General features: G+C 73.7%; 23 protein-coding genes. 9 read left to right on the forward strand and 14 right to left on the reverse strand.

The features are described 5' to 3' along the window. The first annotated feature begins 41 nt into the window (after window positions 1–41). Window positions 42–1235, forward strand: coding sequence for an NAD(P)/FAD-dependent oxidoreductase (locus BBH68_RS35160; protein ID WP_065967833.1), 1194 nt, complete (start codon window positions 42–44; stop codon window positions 1233–1235). A 295-nt stretch (window positions 1236–1530) separates the two neighbouring features. On the opposite strand, the gene BBH68_RS35165 is transcribed toward BBH68_RS35160, so the two are convergent. The 8 genes from BBH68_RS35165 to BBH68_RS44665 all read right to left on the reverse strand — a co-directional run bounded on the left by BBH68_RS35165 (window position 1531) and on the right by BBH68_RS44665 (window position 9576). Further along, entirely contained in the window at window positions 1531–2511 is a 981-nt protein-coding gene (locus BBH68_RS35165; protein WP_065967834.1) for a PfkB family carbohydrate kinase, read from the reverse strand. After that, window positions 2508–4001 (reverse strand): purine-cytosine permease family protein, encoded by a 1494-nt coding sequence (locus BBH68_RS35170; protein ID WP_065967835.1) that lies wholly within the window; start codon window positions 3999–4001, stop codon window positions 2508–2510. Before BBH68_RS35170 ends, BBH68_RS35165 begins: the two co-directional genes overlap by 4 nt. 61 nt (window positions 4002–4062) lie before the next feature. Next, on the reverse strand, window positions 4063–5070 hold the full coding sequence (locus BBH68_RS35175; RefSeq protein ID WP_065967836.1) for an ADP-ribosylglycohydrolase family protein: 1008 nt from the start codon (window positions 5068–5070) through the stop codon (window positions 4063–4065). 59 nt (window positions 5071–5129) lie between these two features. Beyond that, window positions 5130–5846, reverse strand: a complete 717-nt coding sequence (locus BBH68_RS35180) for a GntR family transcriptional regulator (protein WP_065967837.1) — start codon at window positions 5844–5846, stop codon at window positions 5130–5132. Between the two features lie 108 nt (window positions 5847–5954). Beyond that, on the reverse strand, window positions 5955–7709 hold the full coding sequence (locus BBH68_RS35185; RefSeq protein WP_065967838.1) for a glycoside hydrolase family 15 protein: 1755 nt from the start codon (window positions 7707–7709) through the stop codon (window positions 5955–5957). Next, the gene (locus tag BBH68_RS35190; RefSeq protein ID WP_245738457.1) at window positions 7706–8227 is read right to left on the reverse strand and encodes an HPP family protein; all 522 of its coding nucleotides are present in this window, start codon (window positions 8225–8227) and stop codon (window positions 7706–7708) included. Before BBH68_RS35190 ends, BBH68_RS35185 begins: the two co-directional genes overlap by 4 nt. Before the next feature lie 303 nt (window positions 8228–8530). After that, complete coding sequence (locus BBH68_RS35195; RefSeq protein ID WP_065967868.1) at window positions 8531–9079, reverse strand: hypothetical protein; 549 nt, start codon at window positions 9077–9079, stop codon at window positions 8531–8533. Window positions 9080–9084: 5 nt separating this feature from the next. Beyond that, window positions 9085–9576: a hypothetical protein gene (locus BBH68_RS44665; protein ID WP_425428887.1), complete on the reverse strand. Its 492-nt coding sequence runs from the start codon at window positions 9574–9576 to the stop codon at window positions 9085–9087. Window positions 9577–9762: 186 nt separating this feature from the next. Here BBH68_RS44665 and BBH68_RS35205 point away from each other — a divergent pair, with 186 nt between their 5' ends. From BBH68_RS35205 to BBH68_RS35230, 6 genes are all read left to right on the forward strand, one after another. Next, window positions 9763–10149 (forward strand): TOBE domain-containing protein, encoded by a 387-nt coding sequence (locus BBH68_RS35205; RefSeq protein ID WP_174589128.1) that lies wholly within the window; start codon window positions 9763–9765, stop codon window positions 10147–10149. 33 nt (window positions 10150–10182) lie between these two features. Further along, the gene (gene modA / locus BBH68_RS35210) at window positions 10183–11010 is read left to right on the forward strand and encodes a molybdate ABC transporter substrate-binding protein (protein ID WP_065967840.1); all 828 of its coding nucleotides are present in this window, start codon (window positions 10183–10185) and stop codon (window positions 11008–11010) included. Further along, entirely contained in the window at window positions 11007–11855 is an 849-nt protein-coding gene (gene modB, locus BBH68_RS35215) for a molybdate ABC transporter permease subunit (protein WP_065967841.1), read from the forward strand. The genes modA and modB overlap by 4 nt, the downstream gene beginning before the upstream one ends. After that, on the forward strand, window positions 11852–12946 hold the full coding sequence (locus BBH68_RS35220) for an ABC transporter ATP-binding protein (protein ID WP_065967842.1): 1095 nt from the start codon (window positions 11852–11854) through the stop codon (window positions 12944–12946). Before modB ends, BBH68_RS35220 begins: the two co-directional genes overlap by 4 nt. 143 nt (window positions 12947–13089) lie before the next feature. Then, window positions 13090–13830 (forward strand): DJ-1/PfpI family protein, encoded by a 741-nt coding sequence (locus BBH68_RS35225; protein WP_065967843.1) that lies wholly within the window; start codon window positions 13090–13092, stop codon window positions 13828–13830. A 19-nt stretch (window positions 13831–13849) separates the two neighbouring features. Beyond that, entirely contained in the window at window positions 13850–14215 is a 366-nt protein-coding gene (locus BBH68_RS35230) for a DJ-1/PfpI family protein (RefSeq protein ID WP_245738458.1), read from the forward strand. Between the two features lie 85 nt (window positions 14216–14300). On the opposite strand, the gene BBH68_RS35235 is transcribed toward BBH68_RS35230, so the two are convergent. After that, window positions 14301–14945: a dihydrofolate reductase family protein gene (locus BBH68_RS35235; RefSeq protein ID WP_065967844.1), complete on the reverse strand. Its 645-nt coding sequence runs from the start codon at window positions 14943–14945 to the stop codon at window positions 14301–14303. A 148-nt stretch (window positions 14946–15093) separates the two neighbouring features. Between BBH68_RS35235 and BBH68_RS35240 the strand changes: the two genes are divergently transcribed. Continuing rightward, window positions 15094–15831, forward strand: coding sequence for a class I SAM-dependent methyltransferase (locus tag BBH68_RS35240; protein ID WP_065967845.1), 738 nt, complete (start codon window positions 15094–15096; stop codon window positions 15829–15831). On the opposite strand, the gene BBH68_RS35245 is transcribed toward BBH68_RS35240, so the two are convergent. From BBH68_RS35245 to BBH68_RS35265, 5 genes are all read right to left on the reverse strand, one after another. Beyond that, window positions 15782–16570 carry an SGNH/GDSL hydrolase family protein gene (locus BBH68_RS35245; RefSeq protein ID WP_065967846.1) on the reverse strand — a complete coding sequence of 263 codons (789 nt, stop codon included), beginning with the start codon at window positions 16568–16570 and terminating at the stop codon, window positions 15782–15784. The genes BBH68_RS35240 and BBH68_RS35245 overlap by 50 nt on opposite strands. Window positions 16571–16812: 242 nt before the next feature. Further along, the gene (locus BBH68_RS35250; protein WP_174589129.1) at window positions 16813–17718 is read right to left on the reverse strand and encodes a carbohydrate ABC transporter permease; all 906 of its coding nucleotides are present in this window, start codon (window positions 17716–17718) and stop codon (window positions 16813–16815) included. Continuing rightward, window positions 17715–18701, reverse strand: coding sequence for a carbohydrate ABC transporter permease (locus tag BBH68_RS35255; protein WP_065967847.1), 987 nt, complete (start codon window positions 18699–18701; stop codon window positions 17715–17717). Before BBH68_RS35255 ends, BBH68_RS35250 begins: the two co-directional genes overlap by 4 nt. A 231-nt stretch (window positions 18702–18932) precedes the next feature. Beyond that, complete coding sequence (locus BBH68_RS35260) at window positions 18933–20174, reverse strand: sugar ABC transporter substrate-binding protein (RefSeq protein ID WP_065967848.1); 1242 nt, start codon at window positions 20172–20174, stop codon at window positions 18933–18935. Window positions 20175–20226: 52 nt separating this feature from the next. Beyond that, on the reverse strand, window positions 20227–21261 hold the full coding sequence (locus tag BBH68_RS35265) for a LacI family DNA-binding transcriptional regulator (RefSeq protein ID WP_065967849.1): 1035 nt from the start codon (window positions 21259–21261) through the stop codon (window positions 20227–20229). A 131-nt stretch (window positions 21262–21392) separates the two neighbouring features. On the opposite strand from BBH68_RS35265, the gene BBH68_RS35270 reads away from it, so the two are divergent. Continuing rightward, a complete protein-coding gene (locus BBH68_RS35270) occupies window positions 21393–23576 on the forward strand; it encodes an amylo-alpha-1,6-glucosidase (RefSeq protein ID WP_065967850.1) in 2184 nt (727 codons plus the stop codon). The last annotated feature ends 83 nt before the right edge of the window (window positions 23577–23659 follow it).

The raw sequence follows: 23659 nt of genomic DNA on the forward strand, positions 1-23659 counted from the left end.
GGCCTGATCGCCTCTTTCTGATCGACCCGTAAGGAACCCACGTGTCCCGTGTCATCGTCCTCGGTGCCGGTGTGATCGGCGCTTCCGTCGCCTACCATCTGGCGCTGGCCGGCGCCGACGTCACCGTGATCGAAGCGGGCGGCCCGGCCGCGGGCACGTCCAGCGCGACCTTCGCCATGGACGTCACCCATCTCAAGACCCCCGTCAGCTACTACGAGTTCAACCGCCGCAGCGCCGCCCTCCACGCCGAACTGGCCGCGGAACTGGGCGGCGACTCCTGGCGCCACGCCGCGCCCACGGTGCAGTGGGCGAACACCGCGGCCGAACAGCGGTCGCTCCGGGAACGGGCCACCCGGCTGCGCTCCTGGGGCCACCCGTGCCGGTTCGCGGACCCGGCGGAGCTGCGCGAGCTGGCGCCCGCCGTGGACCCGAGCGCCTGCCCGGCGGAGGAGATCGTCGTCCACGAGGCGACCGCCTGGTACGACGCTCCCCTGTTCGTGCGCTCGCTGCTCGACCGGGCCGCCCTGCTCGGGGCGGACATCCACTACGGCCTGCGGGCCACCGCCCTGACACTCGACGGCGGCCGGGTGCGGGGCGTGCGGACCGGGTCGCGCCGGTGGGAGGCCGACTGGGTGGTGAACTGCGCGGGCCCGGACGCGGACCGGATCGCCGGTTTCGCGGGCGTACGCCTCCCGATGGAGCGCGTGCCGGGCCTGGTCGGCGAGACGACCCCGGTGCCCGAGGCCCGCCTGGAGGCGATCCTCACCACGCCCGAGGTGGATCTGCGGCCCGCGCCGGGCGACCGCGTCTGCTCGATCTCCTGGCCCATCGACGCGCTGCTGCCGCACGAGCCCGCCCCGGGCGACGGGCTCACGCCCCAGGAGCGGCTGCACCGCCAGGGGCAGCGCCTGATCCCCGCGCTGCGCTCGGCCCGGCTGGCCGGGGCACGGATCGGAGTCCGTCCCGTCCCCACCGACGGCCTGCCCCTGGTCGGCACCAGCCCGGCGGCCCCCGGGCTGTACAGCGTGGTGACCCACAGCGGCGTCAATCTGGCCCCGCTGCTGGGACGGTTGGTGGCGGGCGAGCTGAGCGAGGGCCGGCCCAGCGCGGAACTCGCCCCGTACCGGGTGACCCGTGACCCGGCGGCCACCGTGCAGGACGAGAGCCTGCACCGGATGAGCGGTGAGCGGGCCGCCCTTCAGACGGACGCCGGGGCGGGGGCGGCGCAGGTCTGAGGGAGCGTGGCCTCCCCCCGGCCGGCGTGTTCTTTCTGTTCCTCTGCCACCTGATCGTCGCGCCGCTCACCGGCCTTCGGCGGATGGGGTGACACGCCTTGCTGCCGCCGGCGCTGCGCCTCGGCGAGCGCCTGCCCCCAGGAGGGGTGACACATGGGGAACTCCCTTCATGGATGTCCACGAGCCAATGGGGATCAGGCTATTGACGCCCCGTGGCGCGCGCTTCTCGATTCCTGACCGGTATCCGGGGCCCGTGCTATCCGGGGCCCGTGCTCCGGGGGTTGCGGACGGCCTGCTACCGACCGAGCGCCGAGGACAGCCGTGCGGCGAGCGGGTCGCCGTCCAGGAAGCCGAGCAGCTCCTCGAGGGTCGGCCCGGTGGCGGGGCCGGGGCGGGTGACCGCGAAGGCGGCCGCGGCGTTGGCGCCCTCGGCGGCGGTGACCGGGTCGAGCCCGTGGCCGAGGAGGGCCAGGAAGGCTCCCGCGTGGGCGTCGCCCGCGCCGTTGCTGTCCACGGCGGTCACGCGGCGGCCGGGGAGGTGCAGGGGCTCACCGCCGGGCGGGACCAGCCGACAGCCGGCCGCGTCGGCCCGCAGGATCACCCCGGTGCGGGGGCCGAGCCGGGTGGCGAGCGCTGCCGCGGCCTCGTGGGCGTCGGGCAGACCGGTCAGCAGCCTCGCCTCGCGCTGGTTGCAGCTCACCCAGTCGCAGCGCGCCAGGACGGGGGCCAGGACCTCCTCGGCTATCTGGTCGACCAGGGGGCCCGGGTCGAGGAAGACCCGGGTGTGCTCCGGCAGCCGGGCGACGAGCGAGGCCAGGACCGGGCCGTTGACCGGGTAGGCGAGCCCGTATCCGGAGATCTGCACCATGTCGCCGGGGCGCAGCGCGGCGAGCACGGCGGTGGCGTCGGCCTCTGTGAGCCGGGCCTCCGCGCCGAGGCTGGTGGCGAAGGTGCGCTCGCCGCCGTCGTCGACGAGGGCGACGCAGAATCCGGTGTCCACCCCGGGGATCTGATCCAGCACCAGTCCGATGCCCTCCCGGGCGAGGTCCGCCCGCACCCGGTCGCCGAACGGCCCGGTGCCGTGGGCGCCCGCGTACAGGGCCGGCAGGCCCAGGCGGCGGGCGGCGGTGAGGACGTTGAATCCGCCGCCCGTGGTGAAGGCGGTGTCCCGGGAGACGGTGTCGCCGCCGCGTTCGGGCAGGGCGGGCACGCGCATCACCAGGTCGACGATGGCGTTGCCGGCCAGGACCAGCCGGCCGTCCGTGGGCTCGCTCATGAGATCTCCCGGGTGGCCGGGGCGGGCCGGACCTGCTGCTGGGGCCGCTGGTCGGCGGCCTCCTGGCGGACGCTGCCGTCCACCCTGCGCAGAATCGCGTAGACGGCGGCCGCGAGGGTCAGCGTCACCACCCAGCCCAGCCCGTTGGCGCCGATCCAGCTGTGCGCGAGCGGCCCGGAGAACCACACGTCGGCCGGGCCGGTGCTCGCCTCGGTGAACAGCAGGCCCACCACGATGGCCACCGCCCAGGCGGTCATCGCGGACCAGGCGACACCGCCCCGGAACCAGTAGCGGCTGGAGCGCCCGACGTCCATCAGGGCCGCGCCGTCGTACGACCGGCGGGTGAGGAGATCGACGGCGAAGACACCCACCCAGGCGTTGATCGGCACGGCGAGCAGGGTGAGGAAGGTGATGAACGGGCCGTAGAAGTCCTTGGCGATGAGGATGAAGTAGATGCCGCCCGCGAAGGTGACGACGACGTCCAGGCCGACGGCGAGGGTGCGCCGGACCCGTATGCCCAGGGTGATCATGGTGAGTCCGGCCGAGTAGACGGACAGGTGGTTGGAGAGCAGCAGCCCGCCGAAGGCGGCGATGAGGTACGGGATGGACATCCAGCTGGGCAGCATCGCGTTGATGGCCGAGACCGGGTCGGAGGCGGAGGCCAGCTCCGGCTCACCCGCGGCGAGCAGGGAGCCCAGCGAGATCAGCACGACGAGCGGAATGCCGGCGCCGAACGCGGAGGCGGCCACGAGCCGCCCGCCGGGGATCCGCCGGGGCAGGTAACGGGCGTAGTCGGCGCCGGTGTTGGCCCAGCCGATCCCGGTGCCGGCGGCGATCATGCCGACGCCCACGACCATCGCGCTCACCGATCCGAGCGGGGCGTGGAACACCTTGCCCCAGTCCACGGTGGCCGCGAGGAAGCCGATGACGACCACGTTGAGCAGGCCGAAGACATAGCTGGCCCACCTGTTGATCCACATGATGGTGGCGTGTCCGAGGCCGCTGATCAGCAGGGTGCAGCCGATGAAGACCAGCAGACAGACCACGGTGAGCACGGTGTTGCGCCGGATGCCGAAGGCGACGTCGAGCAACGCCAGCAGGGCGAAGGCGGCCGTGGTGGTGTTGATGGTCTCCCAGCCGAGCCGGCTCATCCAGGTGACCAGCGTGGGGCCCGCGTTGCCGCGGACCCCGAACACCGCCCGGGACAGCGTGAGGGCGGGCGCCCCGCCCCGCTTGCCGGCGATGCTGAGCGCGCCCACCAGGGCGAAGGAGCCGAAGGACCCGAGCACGGCCACGACGGCCGCCTGCCAGATGTTCAGGCCGCGGAAGCTGACCAGGGCCGCGCCCAGCGGCAGGCCGAGGATGCTGATGTTCGCGGCGAACCAGGTCCAGAACATCTGCCCGGCGTGGCCGTGGCGCTCGGTGTCCGGGACCGGCTCGATGCCACGGGTCTCCACGGAGCCCACGCGGTCGTTCTCTGAAGCCGCCATGGTGGTACCTGTCTTTCTTTACGGGGGGCGCTCCGGTGCGGGTGGCCGGCCGGGCGTGGGGTCATCGGGCCGCGTCGGCGCGCAGCGCGAGCAGGGCGGTGGCCAGCGGTTCCAGGTCGAGGCCGTTGACCGAGCGCAGGGTGGCGAGGGCCTCGGCGGGCAGCCCCGAGGCCCCGCTGACGGCCCCGGCGACGGCGCCCGCGATGGCCCCGATGGTGTCGCAGTCGCCGCCGAGGTTGGCCGCCAGCAGACAGGCCCGCCAGGGGGCGCCCTCGGCGAGGGCCAGGACGGCGAAGGCGGCGGGGACGGACTCCTGGCTGGCGACGCTGGTGCCGACCAGGTCGCAGAGGCGGTCCAGGGCCTGGTCCTCCGGCAGGCCGCGGACCAGGTCCACGGCCCAGCCGATGCGGGCGGCGATGTCGGCGCCGGCGACCCAGTGGCCGCGCTCGGCGCCGGCCTCGGCCGCCGTGACGGCCGCGGCGAAGGCGTCCTCCAGGTCGCCGCCGTCGATGCCCCGGCTCACGGCGGCGGCCACGGCGGCCGCCGAGGCGATGCCGATGCCGGTGTCGTGGGTGACCTGGCAGGCCGCCGCCACCCGGTCGACGAAGGGCTCCAGCGGGGTGGCGGGGAAGGCCACTCCGACCGGGGTGATGCGCATGGCCGCGCCGTTGGTGGACCCGGACCTGCCCGCCTCCTGGGGCGGTACGCCGCGGGACACGGCCTCCAGGGCGGCCTTGGTGGAGGGGCCGAGCAGGTCGAAGGAGCCCTTGGCCTTCATGGCACGCTCCCACTCCAGGAGTTCGTCCGCGAGCCGCAGCGGGTCGACGCGCCCGCCGGACTCGATCAGCAGCCGGCCGACGATGAGGGCCTGATCGGTGTCGTCCGTGACCGAGCCGGCGGGCATTCCGGCGCTCACCGGGTTGTCCGGCGGGCCGGGTTCGAAGTCGGTGACGGTGCCGAACCGGGCGGTGATCGCCCGCCGGGACATGATCTGGGTGGGCATGCCCAGGGCGTCCCCCATGGCCAGGCCGTACAGGGCGCCGAGCGCGCGGTCGTGCTGGTGGTTCATCCGGGCTTCCTGTCGGTGTGGGGGGTAGGTCGGGCGCTGGACGGGCTCACTGGACGGGCTCACTGGGGCGGCTCGCCGAAGCCGAGGTGCAGTTGGAAGCGGGCGGGGTCCAGCAGGCTGGTCACCTGCTCGACGACCCGGCCGTCCGCGCCGCGGCCGACCCGGCGGGTGCTGAGCCAGGCCTCTCCCTCCGGGCGGCGGAGCAGGGTCGCCTCCTCGGCGGCCAGCGGCCGCACGGACGCCCACTCGTCGCCGTGGGTGGCCCGCAGCCCGGCCGCGGCCAGCGTCTTGGTCAGCGAGCCGTCGAGGAGCCCGCCGACCGGGACATCGGCCAGCGCCGGGACCAGCGGCACCCTGCTGCGCTCCAGCGAGACGGGGGTGCCCTCCGGCAGCACGCGCAACCGGTCGAGCGCCATGAACTCGGCGCTGTCCAGTTCGAGTTCCTCCGCCAGCCGGGCATCGCGCACCGCTTCGAGGCGGAGCACCTCCGTGGTGATCCGGGCGCCCTGGTCGGCCAGGGCCCTGGTCCAGCCCAGGCTGTTGTCCAGCAAGCTGCCGTCGAAGGCGACGAAGGAGCCGACGCCCGCGTGGGTGGAGATCAGCCCTTGTCTGCTGAGCTCGTCCAGCGCTTGGCGGACCGTGGTGCGGCTGACCTCGAAGCGCCGGGTGAGCGCGTGTTCGCCGGGCAGCTTGCTGCCCGGCTCCAGGACGCCGCTGTGGATCTCACGGGCCAGAACGCGGGCGATGCGCTGATGCTTGAGGACCTGTTTAGGCATGACTGGAAGCTAGTCGTACATGTCCAGTCCTGTCTAGACCCGAAATTCCGGAGGAGATTCGGCCGGGTGGTGGCGGCCCTGTGCCACGGCTCCTTCTTCGGCATCGGCTCAGCCGTCGCCGGCCAGCCGTACGGACGTCTCGAGGAGCTGCGCGTGGACGAACGCCTGGGGCAGATTGCCCCTCAGCTGACGCTGCCGGACGTCGTACTCCTCGGCGAACAGCCCCGGCGGGCCACAGGCGGCCCTGGTGCGTTCGAACCAGCGGAAGGCGCCGACGGTGTCCCCCTGGTAGCGGGCGGCGAGGGCCATCATGAAGCCGCACAGCAGAAAGGCTCCCTCGGCCTCCCCCAGGGGCCGGTCGCCGTGGTCGAAGCGGTAGAGATAGCCGTCCTCGGACAGCCGCTCCTCGACGAACCGGCGCGTGCGCAGGCCACTGGGGTCGTCCGGGGGGAGGCAGCCGCGGGCGAGAGGCAGCAGCAGCGCGGCGTCCGGACCCTCGTCGTCCTCGGCCCGCGACCAGTGGCCCCGCGGGCTCAGGCAGCGACGGCGGGTCTCGCGCAGGATCGTGTCGGCGAGGCCCTCCCAGTCGTGCCCGGCCCGGCCCCGCACCGCGCGGGCCGCGGCGCGCAGACCGGCCACCGCACAGAGCCGTGAGTGGGCCCACCAGCGGTTCTCCAGCTCCCACAGCCCCGCCTCCGGGCGCAGCCAGTTGCGCTCGACGGCGTCCACGGCCACATCGAGGGCGCGGCGCGCGTCCGCGTCGAGCCGGTCGAGCCGGGCGGCGGCCGCGTACAGCTGCAGGATCTCGCCGAAGGCGTCGAGCTGGAACTGCCGGCCGGCGCGGTTGCCCACCCGGTCGGTGCCGCCCGGATAGCCCTGGAGGGGCAGAGAGCGCTCGTCCGCCACCGTGTCCCCGGTGACGGTGTAGGCGGGGCGCAGGCGGCACCCGTCCGCCAGGAGGTGTTCGGTCACGAAGCGGACGGCCGCGTCCAGGAGGGGATGGGCGCCGTGCGCCGCCACCGCGAGACCGGCGTAGCACTGGTCCCGGATCCACGCGAACCGGTAGTCGTAGTTGCGTTCGCCCTCGGCCCGCTCCGGGAGCGAGGTGGTGGCGGCGGCCACCATGGCGCCGGAGCTGCTGGTCAGCCCGTGCAGGATGGTGTAGGCGTGGCGGGCGTCGCGCGGGGCGGCCAGCGCGGAGCAGTCCGGTACGACATCGGCCCAGTGGCGTTCGGTGGCCTTCCACAGCCGGTCCGGGTCCAGTTCGCCGGTCTCCGCCCGGGCGCCGATTTCCAGGACGAGGTCGCGCGTTTCGCCGGAGGTCACCGTGAGGCGCGCCTCCAGCAGGCCCGACCGGCCGGGCGTGGCGTCGGCGGCGCCGGTGAGGCGCAGGTGCAGCCCGCCGCCGTGGGCCGACCAGGTGCCGCGCTCCTGGCGCAGTCCGGTCATCGGGTGGGCGCCGAAGCCGGGGCGGACGTCGAGCCGCAGCCGTACGCGGGCGTCACCGTGCACCGCCCGGATGCGGCGCAGCAGGAGCAGCCGGCCCCGGTCGGCGGGCACGGCGAGCGCCTCGCGGCACTCGATGACGCCGTCACCGGTGATCCAGCGGCCGACGTGGATGAGGGTGCCTTCCTCGTAGTAGCCGCCCCAGACATTCCAGTCGTCCTCGGGGCCGAGGACGTACTCCCCCGGGCCGCCGATCAGGGAGGAGAACACCGCGTCGCTGTCCCAGCGGGGCGCGCACAGCCACACCGTCTCGCCACGCGGTCCCACCAGGGCGCCGCGTTCCCCGTCTCCGAGGAAGGCGTACTCGCGGAGGGTCCACGGCGGGGACGCGTGCGCGGTGGGGGCTGGGTGGTTCATCCTCCTCCTTCCTCCGGGCCGGCGGCCGTGTCCGGCCGCCGGCCGACCCATGCGATCAGCGCGGCGCCCGCGATCAGCAGGGCGAGTCCGGTGAGCATGCCGTACAGGGGCGGTCCCGGGCGGGCGATGCCCGAGGTGATCAGCAGTGCTGTGGCGGCCGCGGGCGGGTGCTGGGCCTCGAGCAGCTCGAGCAGGAGCAGGGTCAGGCCCACGGCGAGCGCCTGAGCGCCGATCTGCGGCCAGGTGTCGTGCTTCTGCTCGACCACGGAGGGGTGCTGCCAGAGGCCGAAGACGGCCAGGCACGCCAGGCCGCAGGCGGTCGCCGCCGCGTGGCCCAGCGAGGAGTTGCGCAGCCGGGCCGCCTCGCTCTCCGGGTGGGCCAGCAGCACGTACGCCGTGGGGCCGAGCGTGGTGGTCAGCATGATCCAGCCGGCGCCCTGGCCGATCGCGCCCATGGCGGCCAGCAGCGCCGCCGAGGTCAGGAAGAGGCGTCTTCCGGCCGCCCACCTCCGGGACACCGCCGGCACCGTGGCCGGGGGCCGTGTCACCGGTCGGCCCTCCGGCTCCGCCGTGCCGCGGTGCCGGCGGCGAGTCCGGCCGGTACAGCCGCCGCGCGCTTGGGGGAGGTAACCGTGACCACACGGGGCGTGGCTGCCATCGGGCCCACCTCCTGCGACGTGACCTGCCGCGTCCGGTGGTGTGCGCTGCTCCCCGCGCCGCGCGGCAAGGAGGTCTTTTCGTCGTTCCGGCGCCCCGGGTACCCGGCTGGTGCTCGTCGAAGCCCCCAGGGCCTCGTACGGCGCGGGGGGGGCGGCGGAAGCTCACTCAGCCGGCAGCCCACCTTCCCGGGCGCGGACCCGGCCGACGCTGGTCAGGATCTGTGGCGAGAGGGTTTTGATCAGGGTGTTGGTCCAGCGCATCTGCCGCAGTGCCCGAGGGTGACATGCGGAGGCCAGGGCGAGGAGGTCGCCGTCCCTGGCGGCCTGCGCGGCCTGCGCGAGCATCTCCCAGTGGAGGGAGTTCCGCGCGGCGCCGAGGTGGAGATCCCGCAGGTCGCGCAGGAGCAGCAGGCCGGGCTCTGGCTGGTGGCCGAGCGTCTCGGCCGCTTTCTCCTCGATCGCCGACAGCGGGCCCGGGGCCGGGGCCGGGATCCGGGCGGTGTCCCGCGGGGGGCCGGCGAGGCTCAGGCCGTGGTCGCGGCCGGTGTCGGCGAGGCGCCTGAGGTGTTCGCGGGACCACTGGGCGAGGTCGGTGGCGACGTGGTGGACCTCGTGGTCGGCGCGGTGGCGCTCGGCCGCGGTGGTGAGTTCCCCGGCCAGGTGGCTCTCGCCGTGGTGGAGGGCGCGGAGGACGAGCTGGATGCCGTTCATGCCGTTCATCGGGCACCCTCCCCGCGCTCGCCCCCGGAGTGATGGTTCCGGGAGTGGTGGCCCGGGGCGTGTCGGTCCCGGGCACGGTGCTCCGGGAAGCGGTGGTCCGGGGAGCTGTGGTCCCGCGAGGCGTCGGCCCGCTGGGTGGCGAGCGCCGTGGGGCCCCCGGCGGTGGCCGGGGCGGCGTCGGCGCGGGCGGGGGCGGACGCGGTGGTGGTGGGCGCCGGTGCGCTGTGGCCGTCGCCGCGCTCCACCCGGCGGAGCGCGGCCGCGGCCGTCTTGAACAGCGGTTGTTTCGAGGCCGGGTCCGCCACCGCGATGTCCATCGCGTCCCCGTCGGAGTGCAGGAGGGACGCGGTTTGCACCCACCGCCGCACCGCCTCCGGCTCGACCCCCTCCGCCAGGAAGGTGTCGACCCGGGTGGGCCATTCCCCGTGCCGGTCGTATGGGGTGCGGCCGCCCCAGGGCTGCGCTATCCGGTCCACCGAAGCGTCCATGTCTGCCTCCAACGACCCCGGCGCCGCCCGGGGCGCGGGGCGTCACCGGTACCCGGTGGCGCCGGTCCCTAACGTCGCCGCATCCGACCCCCGAAACGCACCTGCCAGGCCGACAGCGAGATGGTTTGGGCTCACGCAACGCAGCCGGGGGCCTCCCCCTCGCAACTGCGGACGTATGATCGGCGCATGCACACCTACCGGATCGGGGACGCGGCCGCCCTGCTCGGTGTCAGCGTCGACACCGTCAGGCGTCTGGTCGACAGCGAGAAGCTGATCGCCGAGCGCGACGAGCTGGGACGCCGGATCATCCCGGGGCCGGCCCTCGCGGCGTACGCCCGGCAGACGCACCGGGCCGAGCGGGAGTCCACCGGCTCCTCGGCCCGCAACCGGTTCTCCGGGATCGTCACGGACGTGGTCCTCGGGGACGTGTCGGCGCAGGTCGAGATCCAGGCCGGGCCGTTCCGGGTGGTGGCGATGGTCAGCCGCGAGTCGGCCGATGAGCTGGCGCTGGAGCCCGGGGTTCCGGCGGTTGCCGTGATCAAGTCGACCAACGTGGTCGTCGAGAAGCCGTAGCCGAGTCCGTAGGACCTTGAGGGAGTGGATCTGATGACCCGTTCAGCACGCCGGACCCGCCGGATGCTCCGGATGACCGGCGCGGGTGCCGCCGTCCTGCTGGCCGTGAGCGCCTGCTCGTCGTCCGACTCGGACGACTCCTCGAAGGACTCCTCCACCCGGGGCTCCGCCGCCTCGGACGAGCTGTCCGGCGAGGTGACGGTGTTCGCCGCCGCCTCGCTGAAGGAGAGCTTCACGACGCTCGGCGAGCGGTTCGAGAAGGAGCACCCGGACACGAAGGTCACGTTCAGCTTCGGCGGCAGCGACAGCCTCGCGGCGAGCATCACCGGCGGCGCCCCGGCCGATGTGTTCGCCGCCGCCAGCCCCAAGACCATGAAGATCGTGACGGACAAGGGCGACGCGGTCGGCACCCCGGCCACCTTCGTGCGCAACCAGCTGGAGATCGCCACCCTGCCGGGCAACCCCGACAAGGTCTCCTCCCTGAAGGACCTCACCAGGTCCGGCCTGAAGGTCGTGCTGTGCGACCGGACGGTGCCGTGCGGTGCCGCCGCGCAGAAGGCGCTGGACGCCGGCGGCCTGAAGCTGACCCCCGTCTCCTACGAACAGGACGTGAAGTCGGCCCTCACCAAGGTGGTGCTGAAGGAGGCCGACGCCGCGGTCGTCTACAAGACCGATGTGAGGGCGGCCGGGGACAAGGTGGAGGGCGTGGAGTTCCCCGAGTCGGCCAAGGCCATCAACGACTATCCGATCGCCCTGCTCAAGAACGCGCGGAACGCCGAGGTCGCCAAGGCGTTCATCGCGCTGGTGCGGTCCGCCGAGGGCCAGAAGGTCCTGGGCGGGGCCGGGTTCCTCGAGCCGTGACCCCGCTCGACGAGACCGGCGCCGCGGCCGGCCCCCGCACGGGCGGCCGGCGGCGCCGCCGCGCCCGCGGGGGCGCCCCGCCGCCCCTTCTGCTGCCCGCGCTGATCGGCCTGGCGTTCCTGACCCTTCCGCTGCTCGCGCTGCTGGTCAGGGCCCCCTGGCGGAGCATGCCCGACCTGCTGACCAGCGCCGAGGTGTGGCAGGCGCTCCAGCTGTCCCTGGTCTGCGCCACGGCGGCGACCGCGGTGAGCCTGGTGATCGGGGTGCCGCTGGCCTGGCTGCTGGCGCGGGTGGAGTTCCCCGGGCGCGGCCTCGTGCGCGCCCTGGTGACGCTGCCGCTCGTGCTGCCCCCGGTGGTGGGCGGGGTGGCCCTGCTCATGGCGCTCGGCCGCAACGGCGTGGTGGGGCACTGGCTGGACGACTGGTTCGGGATCACCCTGCCGTTCACCACCGCCGGGGTCGTGGTCGCGGAGGCGTTCGTGGCGATGCCGTTCCTGGTCATCAGCGTGGAGGGCACGCTACGGGCCGCCGACCCCCGCTACGAGGAGGCGGCCACCACGCTCGGCGCCTCCCGCTTCACCGCGTTCCGCCGGGTCACCCTGCCGCTCATCGCCCCGGGCATCGCGGCGGGCGCCGTGCTGGCCTGGGCGCGGGCGCTCGGCGAGTTCGGCGCGACGATCACCTTCGCCGGCAACTTCCCCAGCCGTACGCAGACCATGCCGCTGGCCGTGTATCTCGCCCTCCAGAACGACCCGGAGGCGGCGATCGCGCTCAGCCTGGTCCTGCTGGCCATGTCGATCGCGGTCCTGGCGGGGCTGCGGGACCGCTGGATGGCCGCCTCGTGACCGACACCCACAAGTCCGCGCGGCAGGCCGCCGGCTCCCCCGGCCCGGCCGGCGAGGGGCTGGACGCCCGGCTGGTGGTCGAGCGCGGCGCCTTCCGCCTCGACGTGGCGCTGACGGCCGCGCCCGGGGACGTGGTCGCCCTCCTGGGCCCGAACGGCGCCGGCAAGACCACCGCCCTGCGCGCCCTCGCCGGACTCCTCCCGCTCGCCGACGGCCATCTGCGGCTGGACGGCGCCGAGCTGGACCGTACGCCGCCCGAGTCCCGCCCGGTCGGCGTGGTCTTCCAGGACTATCTGCTCTTCCCCCACCTCACCGCGCTCGACAACGTGGCGTTCGGACCGCGCTGTCACGGCGCGTCCAAGGCGGAGGCGCGCGCCCAGGCCGCCGGCTGGCTGGACCGCATGGGCCTGGCCGGACACGCCTCCGTCAAGCCCCGCCGCCTCTCCGGCGGCCAGGCCCAGCGCGTCGCCCTCGCCCGCGCCCTGGCCACCCACCCCCGGCTGCTGCTCCTCGACGAGCCGCTCGCCGCCCTCGACGCCCGCACCCGCCTCGATGTCCGCGCCCAGCTCCGGCGCCACCTGGCCGACTTCGAAGCGGTCGCCGTGCTGGTCACCCACGATCCGCTGGACGCCATGGTCCTGGCCGACCGCCTCGTCGTCGTCGAGGACGGCCGCATCGTCCAGGAAGGCGCGCCCTCCGACATCGCCCGCCACCCGCGCACCGACTACATCGCCCACCTGGTCGGCCTCAACCTCTACCGGGGGCAGGCCCTGGGACACACGGTCCATGTCGACGGCGGGGCCGGGATCACGACCGTCGAGGACCTCACCGGCCCGGTGTTCGTCGCGTTCCCGCCGAGCGCCGTGACCCTGCACCGGGACCGCCCGACCGGCTCCAGCGCCCGCAACCTCTGGCGCTGCGAGGTGGCCGGCCTGGAGACCCACGGCGACCGGATCCGCGCCGACCTCACCGGCGAGCTGCCCCTGGCCGCCGATCTGACCACGGTCGCCGCCGCCGAACTCGGCCTCCACCCCGGAGCCACGGTCTGGGCCACGGTCAAGGCGGCCCAGACCCACGCGTACCCGGCCTGACAGCTCTTTCCACTCCTCCCGGAACTCCCTCCGCCCTCCGTCCGACTACTGAACCGGGCCGGCCGCGCAGCACCCGCGCACCCGCGCGGCGGCACGGCCCCGGACCCCGGGGACAGAGGCCGGGCGGACCCAGGAGGCCACCTTTGGAACGCAGACACTTCCTTCGCCGGACCACAGCCGCCGGCGCCGCGACCCTGGCGGCCGGCACGCTGACGGCCACGTCGCTGAACACCGGGAGCGCCACCGCCGCGCCACGGCGGTCCGGCCCCCTGCGCGTCGACATCGTGATGTTCGACGGCGTCGAGGAGTTGAACTGCGTCGCTCCGTACGAGGTGTTCTCGGCCTCGGCCATGCACAGCCCGCAGGGGGTGCGGGTGCGGTTCGTCACCACCGGACGCCCCCGGCTGATCCGCGGGGCGTACGGGACGGGGTTCGAGGTGAAGCACCGCTGGGCTCCCGGCGATGCGGATGTGATCGTGGTGCCCGGTGGCGGATACACCCGCCGCGACGGGCCCGGCGTCTGGGCGGAGATCGACAGCGGCGTCCTGCCACGGGCGCTCGCCGCCGCGCCCCGTGCCGGGCTGACGATCAGTTCGCTGTGCACCGGGTCGCTGCTGCTGGCCGCGGCCGGGCTGACCAAGGGCCGCCCCTGCACCACCCACCACGGCGCGAAGGCGGAACTCGAAGCGCGGGGCGGCGTCGTCAAAAACGCCCGCGTGGTCGACGACGGGGACCTCGTCACCGCCGGAGGCATCACCTCGGGGCTGGAGCTGGGCCTGTGGCTGGTCGCCCGTGAGCTGGGGGCGGACGCCGCCACCGGTGTGGAGAACATGCTGGAGTACGAGGCGCGCGGGACGGTCTGGACCGCCTCCTCGACGTCGTAGAGCGGACACGGAAACCTCGGTGTGTACGGGCTCGTTGATCCTGGGCGCCGCCGGGCTGCTGCGCGGCCTGCCCGCCACCACCTACTGGGCCTCCCGGCCCCATCTGGCGGACGCCGGCGCGCTCTGCGCCCCCGGGCGGTTCGTCGAGGCCGGGAAGATCATCACCGTGGCCGGGGTCTCCGCGGGCATCGACATGGGGCTGCACCTCGCCGCCCGGCTGTCGAACGAGCGGGTCGCCCAGGCGATGCAGCTCGCCGTGGAGTACGACCCCGACCCGCCCTTCGACACCGGCAGCCCGGAGAAGACCGGCCCGGAGCTGCGGCGGCTGGCCCTGGAACTGCTCGCGGACGCCGCCCGAGAGGCCGAAGGCCCCCGGACGGAGTGACGGGCCGGCCGGGGTGACGGGCCGGCCGGGGTCCGGGCGGTCGCGGGATGCCGCCGGGGGGACCCGGCGGCAGCGCGCCTCGGCGTCACTTCCGCCAGAACAGGTGGTGCGTCACACCGCTCGGGCTGGGCACGACGTCGAGGTGGAAGCGGTCGAGCAGCTCATCGGGGGACTCCCAGAGCCTGAGGCCGGTCCCGAGCTTCACCGGCGAGACCGCCACGTGCAGGGTGTCGACGAGGTCGGCGTCGAGGAACTCCCGAATGGTGCTGACCCCGCCGCCGAGGCGGACGTCCTTGCCCCCCGCCGCCTTCCGCGCCTGTTCCAGGACGGTGGCCGGGTCGCCGGACACGAAGTGGAACGTGGTGTCGGAGAGCGTGAACGAAGGCCGCTCGTGGTGGGTCAGGACGAACACCGGGGTGTGGAAGGGGGGCTCGTCGCCCCACCAGCCGCGCCACTGGTGGTCCTGCCAGGGGCCGCGCTGGGGCCCGAACTTGTTGCGGCCCATGATCTCGGCGCCGATGTTGTGCGCGAAGTCCCGGGTGAAGTAGTCGTCGAGCCCCCGGCTGCCGCCGGGGTCGGTGCGCATGGGCCAGCTCGCCGTGGCGCCGGCCCAGGCGAACAGCCGCCCGGGATCGACATGGCCGAAGGGATTTTCGAGGCTCTGGTCCTCCCCGGCGCCGATGCCGTCGCTCGAGACGTTGAAGTTCTGGACTCTCAGAAGCTGAGCCATGTGTTCCTCCTGTGCGGTGGTTGACGGTGATGGGACTCCCCGGGCGGGGAAAACTCATCGCCGCCTCCGTGACCGGCCAGGAGGGGCGGGGCACATGCGGTGGCAAATTCGGTGGACGCCGACGGTCGCGCGCGGAATCGTGGCCCGCATGCGACAGGACGAGATCTGGGACGCGGAGGCCGCCCAGGGGTATGACACGCCCGGCACCGGCATGTTCGCGCCGGAGGTGCTGGAGCCCACGGTCGACCGCCTCGCCGCACTCGCCGACGGCGGGCGGGCGTTGGAGTTCGCCATCGGAACCGGCCGGGTGGCCGTCCCGCTCGCGGGGCGCGGCGTGCCGGTCACCGGCATCGAGTCGTCGCGGCCGATGCTCGACCGGCTGCGGACGAAGGCGGATGAGGCGACGATCCCGGTCGTCCTCGGCGACATGGCGACCGCCGAGGCCCCGGGCCCGTTCCGGCTCGTCTATCTCGTCTACAACACGATCTCCAACCTGCTCACCCAGGCCGAGCAGGTGGCGTGCTTCCGCAACGCCGCCCGCCACCTCGGCCCGGGTGGCCGGTTCGTCATCGAGCTGTGGGTCCCGGAGGTGCGGAAGCTTCCGCCCGGCCAGCAGGCGGTGGTCTGGCGGTCCGAGGCCGGCTACATCGGCCTGGACACCTATGACGTGCTGCGCCAGCGGGTCGTCTCGCACCACTTCCGGTTCGGCGAGGGCAGGGACGCCCGGGTGTTCCGCAGTCCGCACCGCTACATCTGGCCGGCGGAGCTGGATCTGATGGCCCAGTTGGCCGGGTTCGAGCTGGAGTCCCGGCACGCGGACTGGCGGGGCGCCGAGTTCACCGCCGAATCGCGCTCCCATGTGTCGGTGTACCGGCTCCCTGGGTGACCAGGGCGCCGTCCGCCCCGGCCGGGCCCCTGGCGCCCATGCTGCCGGGCACCGAGAGGAGCGCGCTGTACCAGACGTTGGCCATCTTGCTGTAGCCGCCCGCGTTCGGGTGCACTCCGTCCGCCAGGTCGGCGGTGGTGAGCGCCCGGTACATGTCGACCAGATGGACGCGCTTGCCGGCGTTCACCTTGCTACGGACGATGCCGGGGATCGCCGCGTTGAAGGTACGGACGGTCGAGTCGGCGAAGGATATGGGGATGATCGTGGCCACGAAGACCTCCGTGTCGGGGGACGTGGCGGTGATGTGGTCGAGCAGGGTGGAGAGCCGGGCCGGTGCTCCGGCGGGGTCGCTCCCGTACATGTCGTTGGTGCCGATGTGCAGGAGCACGGTGCGCGGGGTGTAGGTGCGGAGCCAGTTCACGACGTTGTTGTCGATCTGGCCGATCGTCCACCCGGAGTGGCCCTCGTGGTCGCGGTCGCCGAGACTGCTCGGCCCGTTGGACTGGGAGCCGACGAAGTCGACGGCGCGGCCGCCCGCCACGAACTTCTGCCACAGGTCGACGCGGTAGCCGCCCGGTACGTTGTAACCGTCGGTGATCGAGTCGCCGAGCGGCATGATCCGCACCCCGGCGGCGCGCTCGGCGGGCGCGGCCTGGGCGGTGCCGGTGGTGGTGACCAGCGCGAAGAGCAGGGACACCAGAGCGATGGAGCCGGTGACCAGGCGTCGTAACCTTGTCATGATCGCCTTCCTTGGTGGGGGGACCACGATGCCGCCACCTCTCGACTTCCGGGACTCCCGGGACTTCCGGGACTTCCGGGACTTCCGGGACTTCCGGCGACAGTGGTGAAACATTCCGGAGTGTCTTCCGAACTTTTTCAGTCGGCAAGAGTCAAGACGCGCCATAGCCGAACCGACCGTCCCCCCGGCCGTTCGCGCGGACGGCCGGGGGGACGGTCGGGGGGACGGTCGGCGGGCTGGCCCTACTCCTTGACCGCCCCCGCGTTGGCCCCCTGTACGAAGTAGCGCTGGAAGCAGAAGAACAGCGCCGCCACCGGCAGCGTCGCCAGCAGGGCCGCCGCCAGCTTCAGCGGATACTGCGTGCCGCCGCCCAGTCCGCCCGAGACGAACCGCGCGAGCCCGGTCGTCAGCGTCTCGTACTGCCCGGACTGGGTGGCCACCAGGAAGTGCGTGAACTCGTTCCACGAGCCCTGGAACGACAGGATGGTCAAGGTGATCAGCGCGGGGCGGGCCATGGGCAGCACCACCGACCAGAACGTCCGGAACACTCCGGCCCCGTCCACCCGCGCGGCCTCCTCCACCTCCCGGGGGACCGACTCGAAGAACTGCTTCATGATGAAGATGCCCGCCGCGTCCACCAGCAACGGAACGATCATCCCGGTGTAGGTGTCGAACAGCCCGAAGGTGTTCAGCACCAGGAACTTGGGGATCAGCAGGGCCACCCCCGGCACCGCCATCACCGCGAGCACGAAGGCGAACAGCAGCGAGCGGCCCGGGAAGCGCAGCCGCGCCAGCGCGTATCCCGCCATCGAGTCGAACAGCACCCGCCCGGCCGTGACCACGACCGCGACGAACGCCGAGTTGCCCAGCCAGCGCAGGAAGGGCACCCCGTCACCGGCCTCGCTCAGCCCGAACAGCCGCTGGTAGGCGGCGGTGGTCGGGGTGGTGGGCAGCAGCCCCAGCGGGTGCGCCGCCGCGTCCGGGTCCGTCTTGAAGCCGGTCACCAACTGGAGCACGAACGGCAGCAGATACAGCAGTCCGACCCCCACCACCAGCGCGTATCCCAGCACCCGCAGCGGCAGCGGGAAGCGGCCGAGCACCGGGCGCCCCTGCGCCGGGGAGGCGGCGGCCGTGGCCTTGGTGTTCATCGGTTCCTCCGGGGGCGGGCGCCGCGCTCGCGCAGCGCCCAGCGCTGCAGGGCGGTGATGCACAGGATCAGCGCGAGCAGGATGAAGGCGATGGCCGCGCCCTGCCCGAAGTCGGCGTCGTCGAAGGCGGACGCGTACGACAGGAAGGCGGGCGTCAGCGTGGTGTTGCCCGGGGCGCCCTGGCCCATCACATACACCTGGTCGAAGACCTGCCAGGTGGCGATCAGCCCCAGGGTGAGGACGAGGAAGAGCACCGGCCGCAGCGCGGGCAGGGTGACGTGGCGCAGCAACTGGCGGCGGTTCACGCCTTCCAGGGCCGCCGCCTCCTCCAGCTCCCGGGGGATGTCCTGGAGGGCCGCGAGGAAGATCAGCATGAAGGTGCCGGAGGTGGTCCACACGGCGAGCAGGATGATCGTGCACATCGCGATGGACGGCCCGGACAGCCACTCGTACCAGGACAGCCCCATGAAGGAGTGGTCGGCGAGCAGACCCGTGGGGTGGTCGGGGTCCACGATCCCCAGGGCGCCGAGCAGCAGCGAGAGCACCCCGCGCGAGTCGGCGAACCAGTTCGGGCCGTGCACGCCCATCCAGGACAGCAGCGTGTTGACGGCCCCGCTGCCCTGGAAGAGGAAGAGGAAGACGGTGGCGACCGCGACCGAGCTGGTGACGGACGGGAAGAAGAACGCGGTGCGCAGGGCGCTGCGCCCGCGCAGCAGCCGCTGGTTGACGATGAGCGCCAGGGTCAGCGCGAGCACGGTCTGCAGCGGCACGGTCAGCAGCACGTAGTAGGCGTTGTTGCGCAGCGAGGTGGCGAACAGGGTGCGGTCGAGGCCGTCCTCGGTGAGCAGCGCCCGGTAGTTGTCGAGGCCGACGAACTTCGCCTGCCCGCTGAACGGGTTGGACTGCCCGTTCCAGTCCAGCAGGCTCACCCACAGGGCCATCAGGATGGGCAGCACCAGGAACAGTCCGAGGACCAGCACCATGGGGCTGACGAACAGCCAGCCCCAGGCGCCCTCCTTGCCGCGGCGCCCCGCGGGCGGGGTGTTGGGGGTGCGGGGCGCCGCGTGGGGACCGGACCCGCCGGGCGCGTCAGGTGCGCCCGGCGAGCCGGCCGTGCGGGGACCCCCGCCCGCTGTGGGGCGGGGGCCGGACGGCGCGCCGCGGAGGGTGCGGCGCGTCGTACGGGGAGGGGTGGCGCGGAAGGACATGGCGGCTCAGTGGCCCTTCGCGAGCGCCTGCTGGCCGTTGCGCTGCAGGTCGGCGAGGATTTTCTTCGGGTCGGCGGTGCGCAGCGACTGCAGGTCGGTGTTGAACTGGCCGAGCACCTTGTCGAACCCGGCGACGGTCACCGGGCCCTGCGCGTAGGCGTTGGCGTCGACCCACGCCTTGGCCGCCGGCACCCGCTTGGCGTAGGTGGCCAGGGCGCTGGTGCGGGAGGGCATCACGCCGAAGGCGTCCGCGAACTTCAGCTGCTGGTCGCCGGAGCTGAGGTACTTCACCAGGTCCACGGCCGCCGACCGGTGGGCGCTCTCCTGGGCCACGCCCCAGCAGTTGCTGAAGGCGAGGGTGCCCTTGCCGGCCGGGCCGGCGGGCAGCGGGACCACCTTGTACTTCAGGTCCGGGTAGTCGAGCTTCATGGCGCCGGTCAGCCAGTTGCCCTCGATGGTCATGGCGGCCTTGCCCTTGCCGAAGGCCTCGCCGCCCCAGCTGGTGTCGACCTGCTTGGCGTACTTCATCGAGCCGGACCGCAGCAGGGACTTCACATAGCCGAGCCCTTCGGCGTTCGGCGCGCTGTCGGCGGTCATCTCGGTCTGCCCGGCGTCGGTGATCCAGCCGCCCGCCTGCTTCATGAAGACGCCGAGCCGCTGGTACTCGTCGCTGGTGACCAGGCCGGTGACCCCGCCGCCGGTCAGCTTGGCGGCGACCTTCCGCAGTTCGTCCCAGGAGGTCGGGTAGTCCTTCTCGGTCAGCCCGGCCTTCTTCCACAGGTCGGTGTTGACGGCGAGGGCGAGGGTGGAGGTGTCCTTGGGCAGGCACACCAGCTTCCCGTCGTAGGTGAAGGAGGAGCGCAGGGGCTCGGCGAAGTCGTCCGCGTCCTTGATCTTGTCGCCGTACGGGTAGAGGGAGCCGCCCTTGGCGTAGTTGGCGAACTGGTCGGAGTTGACGTAGAAGACGTCCGGCGGCTTGTGGCCGGCGAAGGACTGGGCCAGCTGCTGGTTCATGTCCTTGGCGGCCTCGACGGTCACCGTGTTGCCGGACCGCTTCTCGTACGCGGCCACGGCCTCCTTGACCGCCTTGGTCTCGGCGTCGCCCGAGGTGGCTATGAGCACCTTCAGGTGTTGTCCGGCGCCGGTGTCCTGCTTGGTTTCCTTGTCGCCGCCGAAACTCGACGAACAGCCGGTGGCGGCCAGGATCGCCGCGCAGGTGACGAGAGCGGCGGCCGTGCGGGTGGCCATGATTCCTCCGTGGGTGGTTCTGGGTGGTACGTGCGGCTCAGCGCGCCGCTGCTCAGGCGCTTTCGCGGACGACGAGGGACGGCTCCAGCAGGACGCGCCCGGGGGGCGCGTCCGGGGTGGCCATCCGCGCCAGCAGCAGCCGTACGCATTCCCGGCCGACCGCCTCGAGCGGCTGGGCGACCGTGGTCAGGGAAGGGGAGAGGATCGCGGCGGTCGGCGAGTCGTCGAAGCCGACCACGGCGAGGTCCCGGCCCGGGGTGGTGCCGCGCTCGCGCAGCGCGTGGTAGCAGCCGAGCGCCAGGGTGTCGCTGGCCGCGACCACGGCCGTGGCGCCCGCGTCCAGCAGGGGTTTGACGGCGGTACGGGCCGCCTCGACGTCCCCCGCGCTCTCCGCGCGCCGCCCGCGCGTCGGCAGCCCGTGCCGGCGCATGGCCCGCTGCCAGCCCTCGGCGCGGTCGTCACCGACGCCGGAGCCGCGCGGCCAGCCCAGGAAGGCGATCCTGCGGTGGCCGAGGGCGACCAGGTGCTCCACGGCGGCGTCGGTGCCGAACGCGCCGTCGACATCGACCCAGTCGCCGATCTGCCGGCCCGACCACATCCGGCCGAATCCGACGAACGGCACGCCCCGCTTGGCGAGCCACGCCTGGCGCGGGTCCTGGCGGGCGGTGTTGCTGAGCACGAAGCCGTCGACGTCATGCCGGGCGAGCAGTTCCTCGTACCCGTCCAGGCTCGGGCCGCCGGGCGGGCAGGCGAACAGCAGGATCCGGTAACCGGCCTCGTCGGCGGCCTGGGACAGGGCGTGCAGGAAGCGGTCCATGACCGGGGGCGGGTTGCCGTCCGGGGCCGGCTGGATGCCGTAGCCGATCAGCTTGCTGGAGCGGGTGCGCAGCGTCTGCGCGGCCCGGCTCGGGCGGTAGCCCATCTCGTCGATCGTCCGGCGGACCCGCTCCAGCGTCTCGGGGCGCAGCAGGTCCGGCGAGTTGATCGCGTTGGACACGGTCTGCGGGGAGACACCGGCCCGGCGGGCGACCATGGCCAGGGTCACCGAGCCGCCCTTGGGCGGAGGACTGTTGGTGGGGCGGGGCATACGGGTCTCCGACGTACGAGGGCCTGGGCCCTGACTCACGACTTGATTTGAGCGTTCCAAAAGCATTGTCAGCGCTCTGAAGAGGCCGTTAGGGTCTTTGGAACGATCTAACGCTGAGAGGTTCTACTCTTTTGGACACCACTGTCAAGACCCAGGACATCAACGGCTCCGCCCCGGTCCCCGCTTCGGCCGCCGCTTCGGCCGCCGGGAACCTGCAGCCGTTCCTGCACGACGCGGTCGTCACTCTCCACGCGCCGAGCTTTGTGATCTCGCGCGCGGACGGGCAGCTCGGCGGGGGTGCGGACGGCTTCTACCACGGCGACCTCAGGGCGCTGTCCCACCTGTCCGTCGCGGCCGGGCCCATCGCCCTGGCGCCGGTCGGCGGTGGGCTCCGGGGGGCCGACCGGGCGGACTTCCGGGCGATCCTGCGCGGGCTCGGCGAGGTGACGCCCGACCCGGCGGTGGCCCTGCACCGCCGCCGGACCGTGGCGGCCGGGCGGCTCGAGGAGACGTTCGAGGTCACCAACGCGGGCACCCAGCGGGTCGGTTTCCGGCTGACGGTCACGGCCGCCACGGACCTCGCCCCGATGGAGCGGGTGAAGTCGGGCCACACCCTGGACCCGGTCCCGGCACGGCCCGAGGGCGCGGAAGGAGCCGGAGAGCCGGAGCGCGCCGGGGGCAGCGGTCTGGCGTGGTCCCGCGACGGGTTCGCCGTACACCTGGTCAGCGAGCCGGCGCCGGACGCGCTGGAGGCGCCGGAGGGCCGGCTGTCGTACGACGTCGAGCTGGACCCCGGCGCCTCATGGACGGTGACGCTGCGCTGCACGGCGGCCTACGCGGACGGCGACCAGTTCCCGGCGGCCCCGGCGGACGCCGTCCCGTGGCGCGCCCCGGCCCTGCGCAGCGCGGACCGCCGCTTCGACCAGTGGCTGGACCAGTCGGTCGCCGACGCGGACCGCCTGCGCCTGATGGACCCCCGGTCCGGGGAGGGGCACCCGGACGGCGCCCATGGCGTGGATCAGTTCCTGGCCGCCGGCGCTCCGTGGTTCCTGACCCTCTTCGGCCGCGACGCGCTGTGGGCCGCCCGCATGCTGCTTCCGCTCGGCACGGAGCTCGCGGCCGGCACACTGCGCACGCTCGCCCGCCGCCAGGGCGCGGCGGCCGACCCGGCCACGGAGGAGCAGCCGGGGAAGATCCTGCACGAGGTGCGGCGCGGCACACAGAACTTCACCGACGCGTTCTCCCTCCCGCCGCTGTACTACGGCACGGTCGACGCGACCCCGCTGTGGATCACCCTGCTGCACGACGCCTGGCGCTGGGGGCTGGCCCCGGAGCAGGTGGAACAGCTGCTGCCGCACGCCGAGTCGGCGCTCGCGTGGCTGCGCGACCAGGCGGCCGGGGACCCCGACGGCTTCCTCAAGTACGTCGACCGGACCGGCCGGGGCCTGGCCAACCAGGGCTGGAAGGACTCCGGGGACGCCATCCGCCACCGCGACGGCCGGCTCGCCGAGCCGCCGATCGCGCTGTGCGAGGTGCAGGCGTACGCGTACGAGGCCGCGCGGGGCGGGGCGGCGCTGCTGCGCGCGTTCGGGCGGCCGGGCGCGGACGCGTGGGAGGAGTGGGCGGAGGCGCTCGCCACCCGCTTCCGGGAGCGCTTCTGGGTGGAGGACGCCCGGGGCCCGTACCCGGCGGTCGCGCTGGACCGCGACGGCCGGCCGGTGGACTCGGTCACCTCGGGCTTCGGCCACCTCCTCGGCACGGGCCTGCTGAACCGGGAGGAGAGCGCGGCGCTGGCGGCCCGGCTGACCGGCCCCGACCTGGACTCGGGCCATGGCCTGCGCACCCTGAGCAGCGACTCGGTGGGCTTCAACCCGTACGGCTACCACATCGGTTCGATCTGGCCGCACGACACCGCGATCGCCGTGCACGGCCTGGTCAGGGCCGGCTTCCCGGAGGCGGCGGCGCCGCTGGCGGCGGGGCTGCTGTCGGCGTCGGCGGCGTTCGCCGGCCGGCTGCCCGAGCTGTTCGCCGGCCACGGCACCGAAGCGGGCCCGCACCCCGCCCCGTACCCCGCCTCCTGCCGCCCCCACGCGTGGGCGGCCACCTCCTCGGTCCTGGTGCTGCGCTCGGCCCTCGGCCTGGACGCGGACGTCCCCGGCGGCACGGTCACGGTGGCGCCCGCCTTCGCCGGCGCGTACGCCCCGCTGTCGGTGACCCGGCTCCAGGTCGGCGGGGGCCGGCTGGACATCGCGCTGGCGGCGGACGGGACGGTGGACGTGACGGCGCCCGAGGGGCTGACGGTGGTCCGGGGCTGAGCATCCCGCGATCGGCGGAGGACGAGGCCGGGCGGGGCGAGGAGGCGGGCGAGGCGCCCGGCGCTCATCGCCCCGCCCGTCGG

The organism is Streptomyces sparsogenes (genome assembly GCF_001704635.1).
Classification (GTDB): Bacteria; Actinomycetota; Actinomycetes; order Streptomycetales; family Streptomycetaceae; genus Streptomyces; species Streptomyces sparsogenes.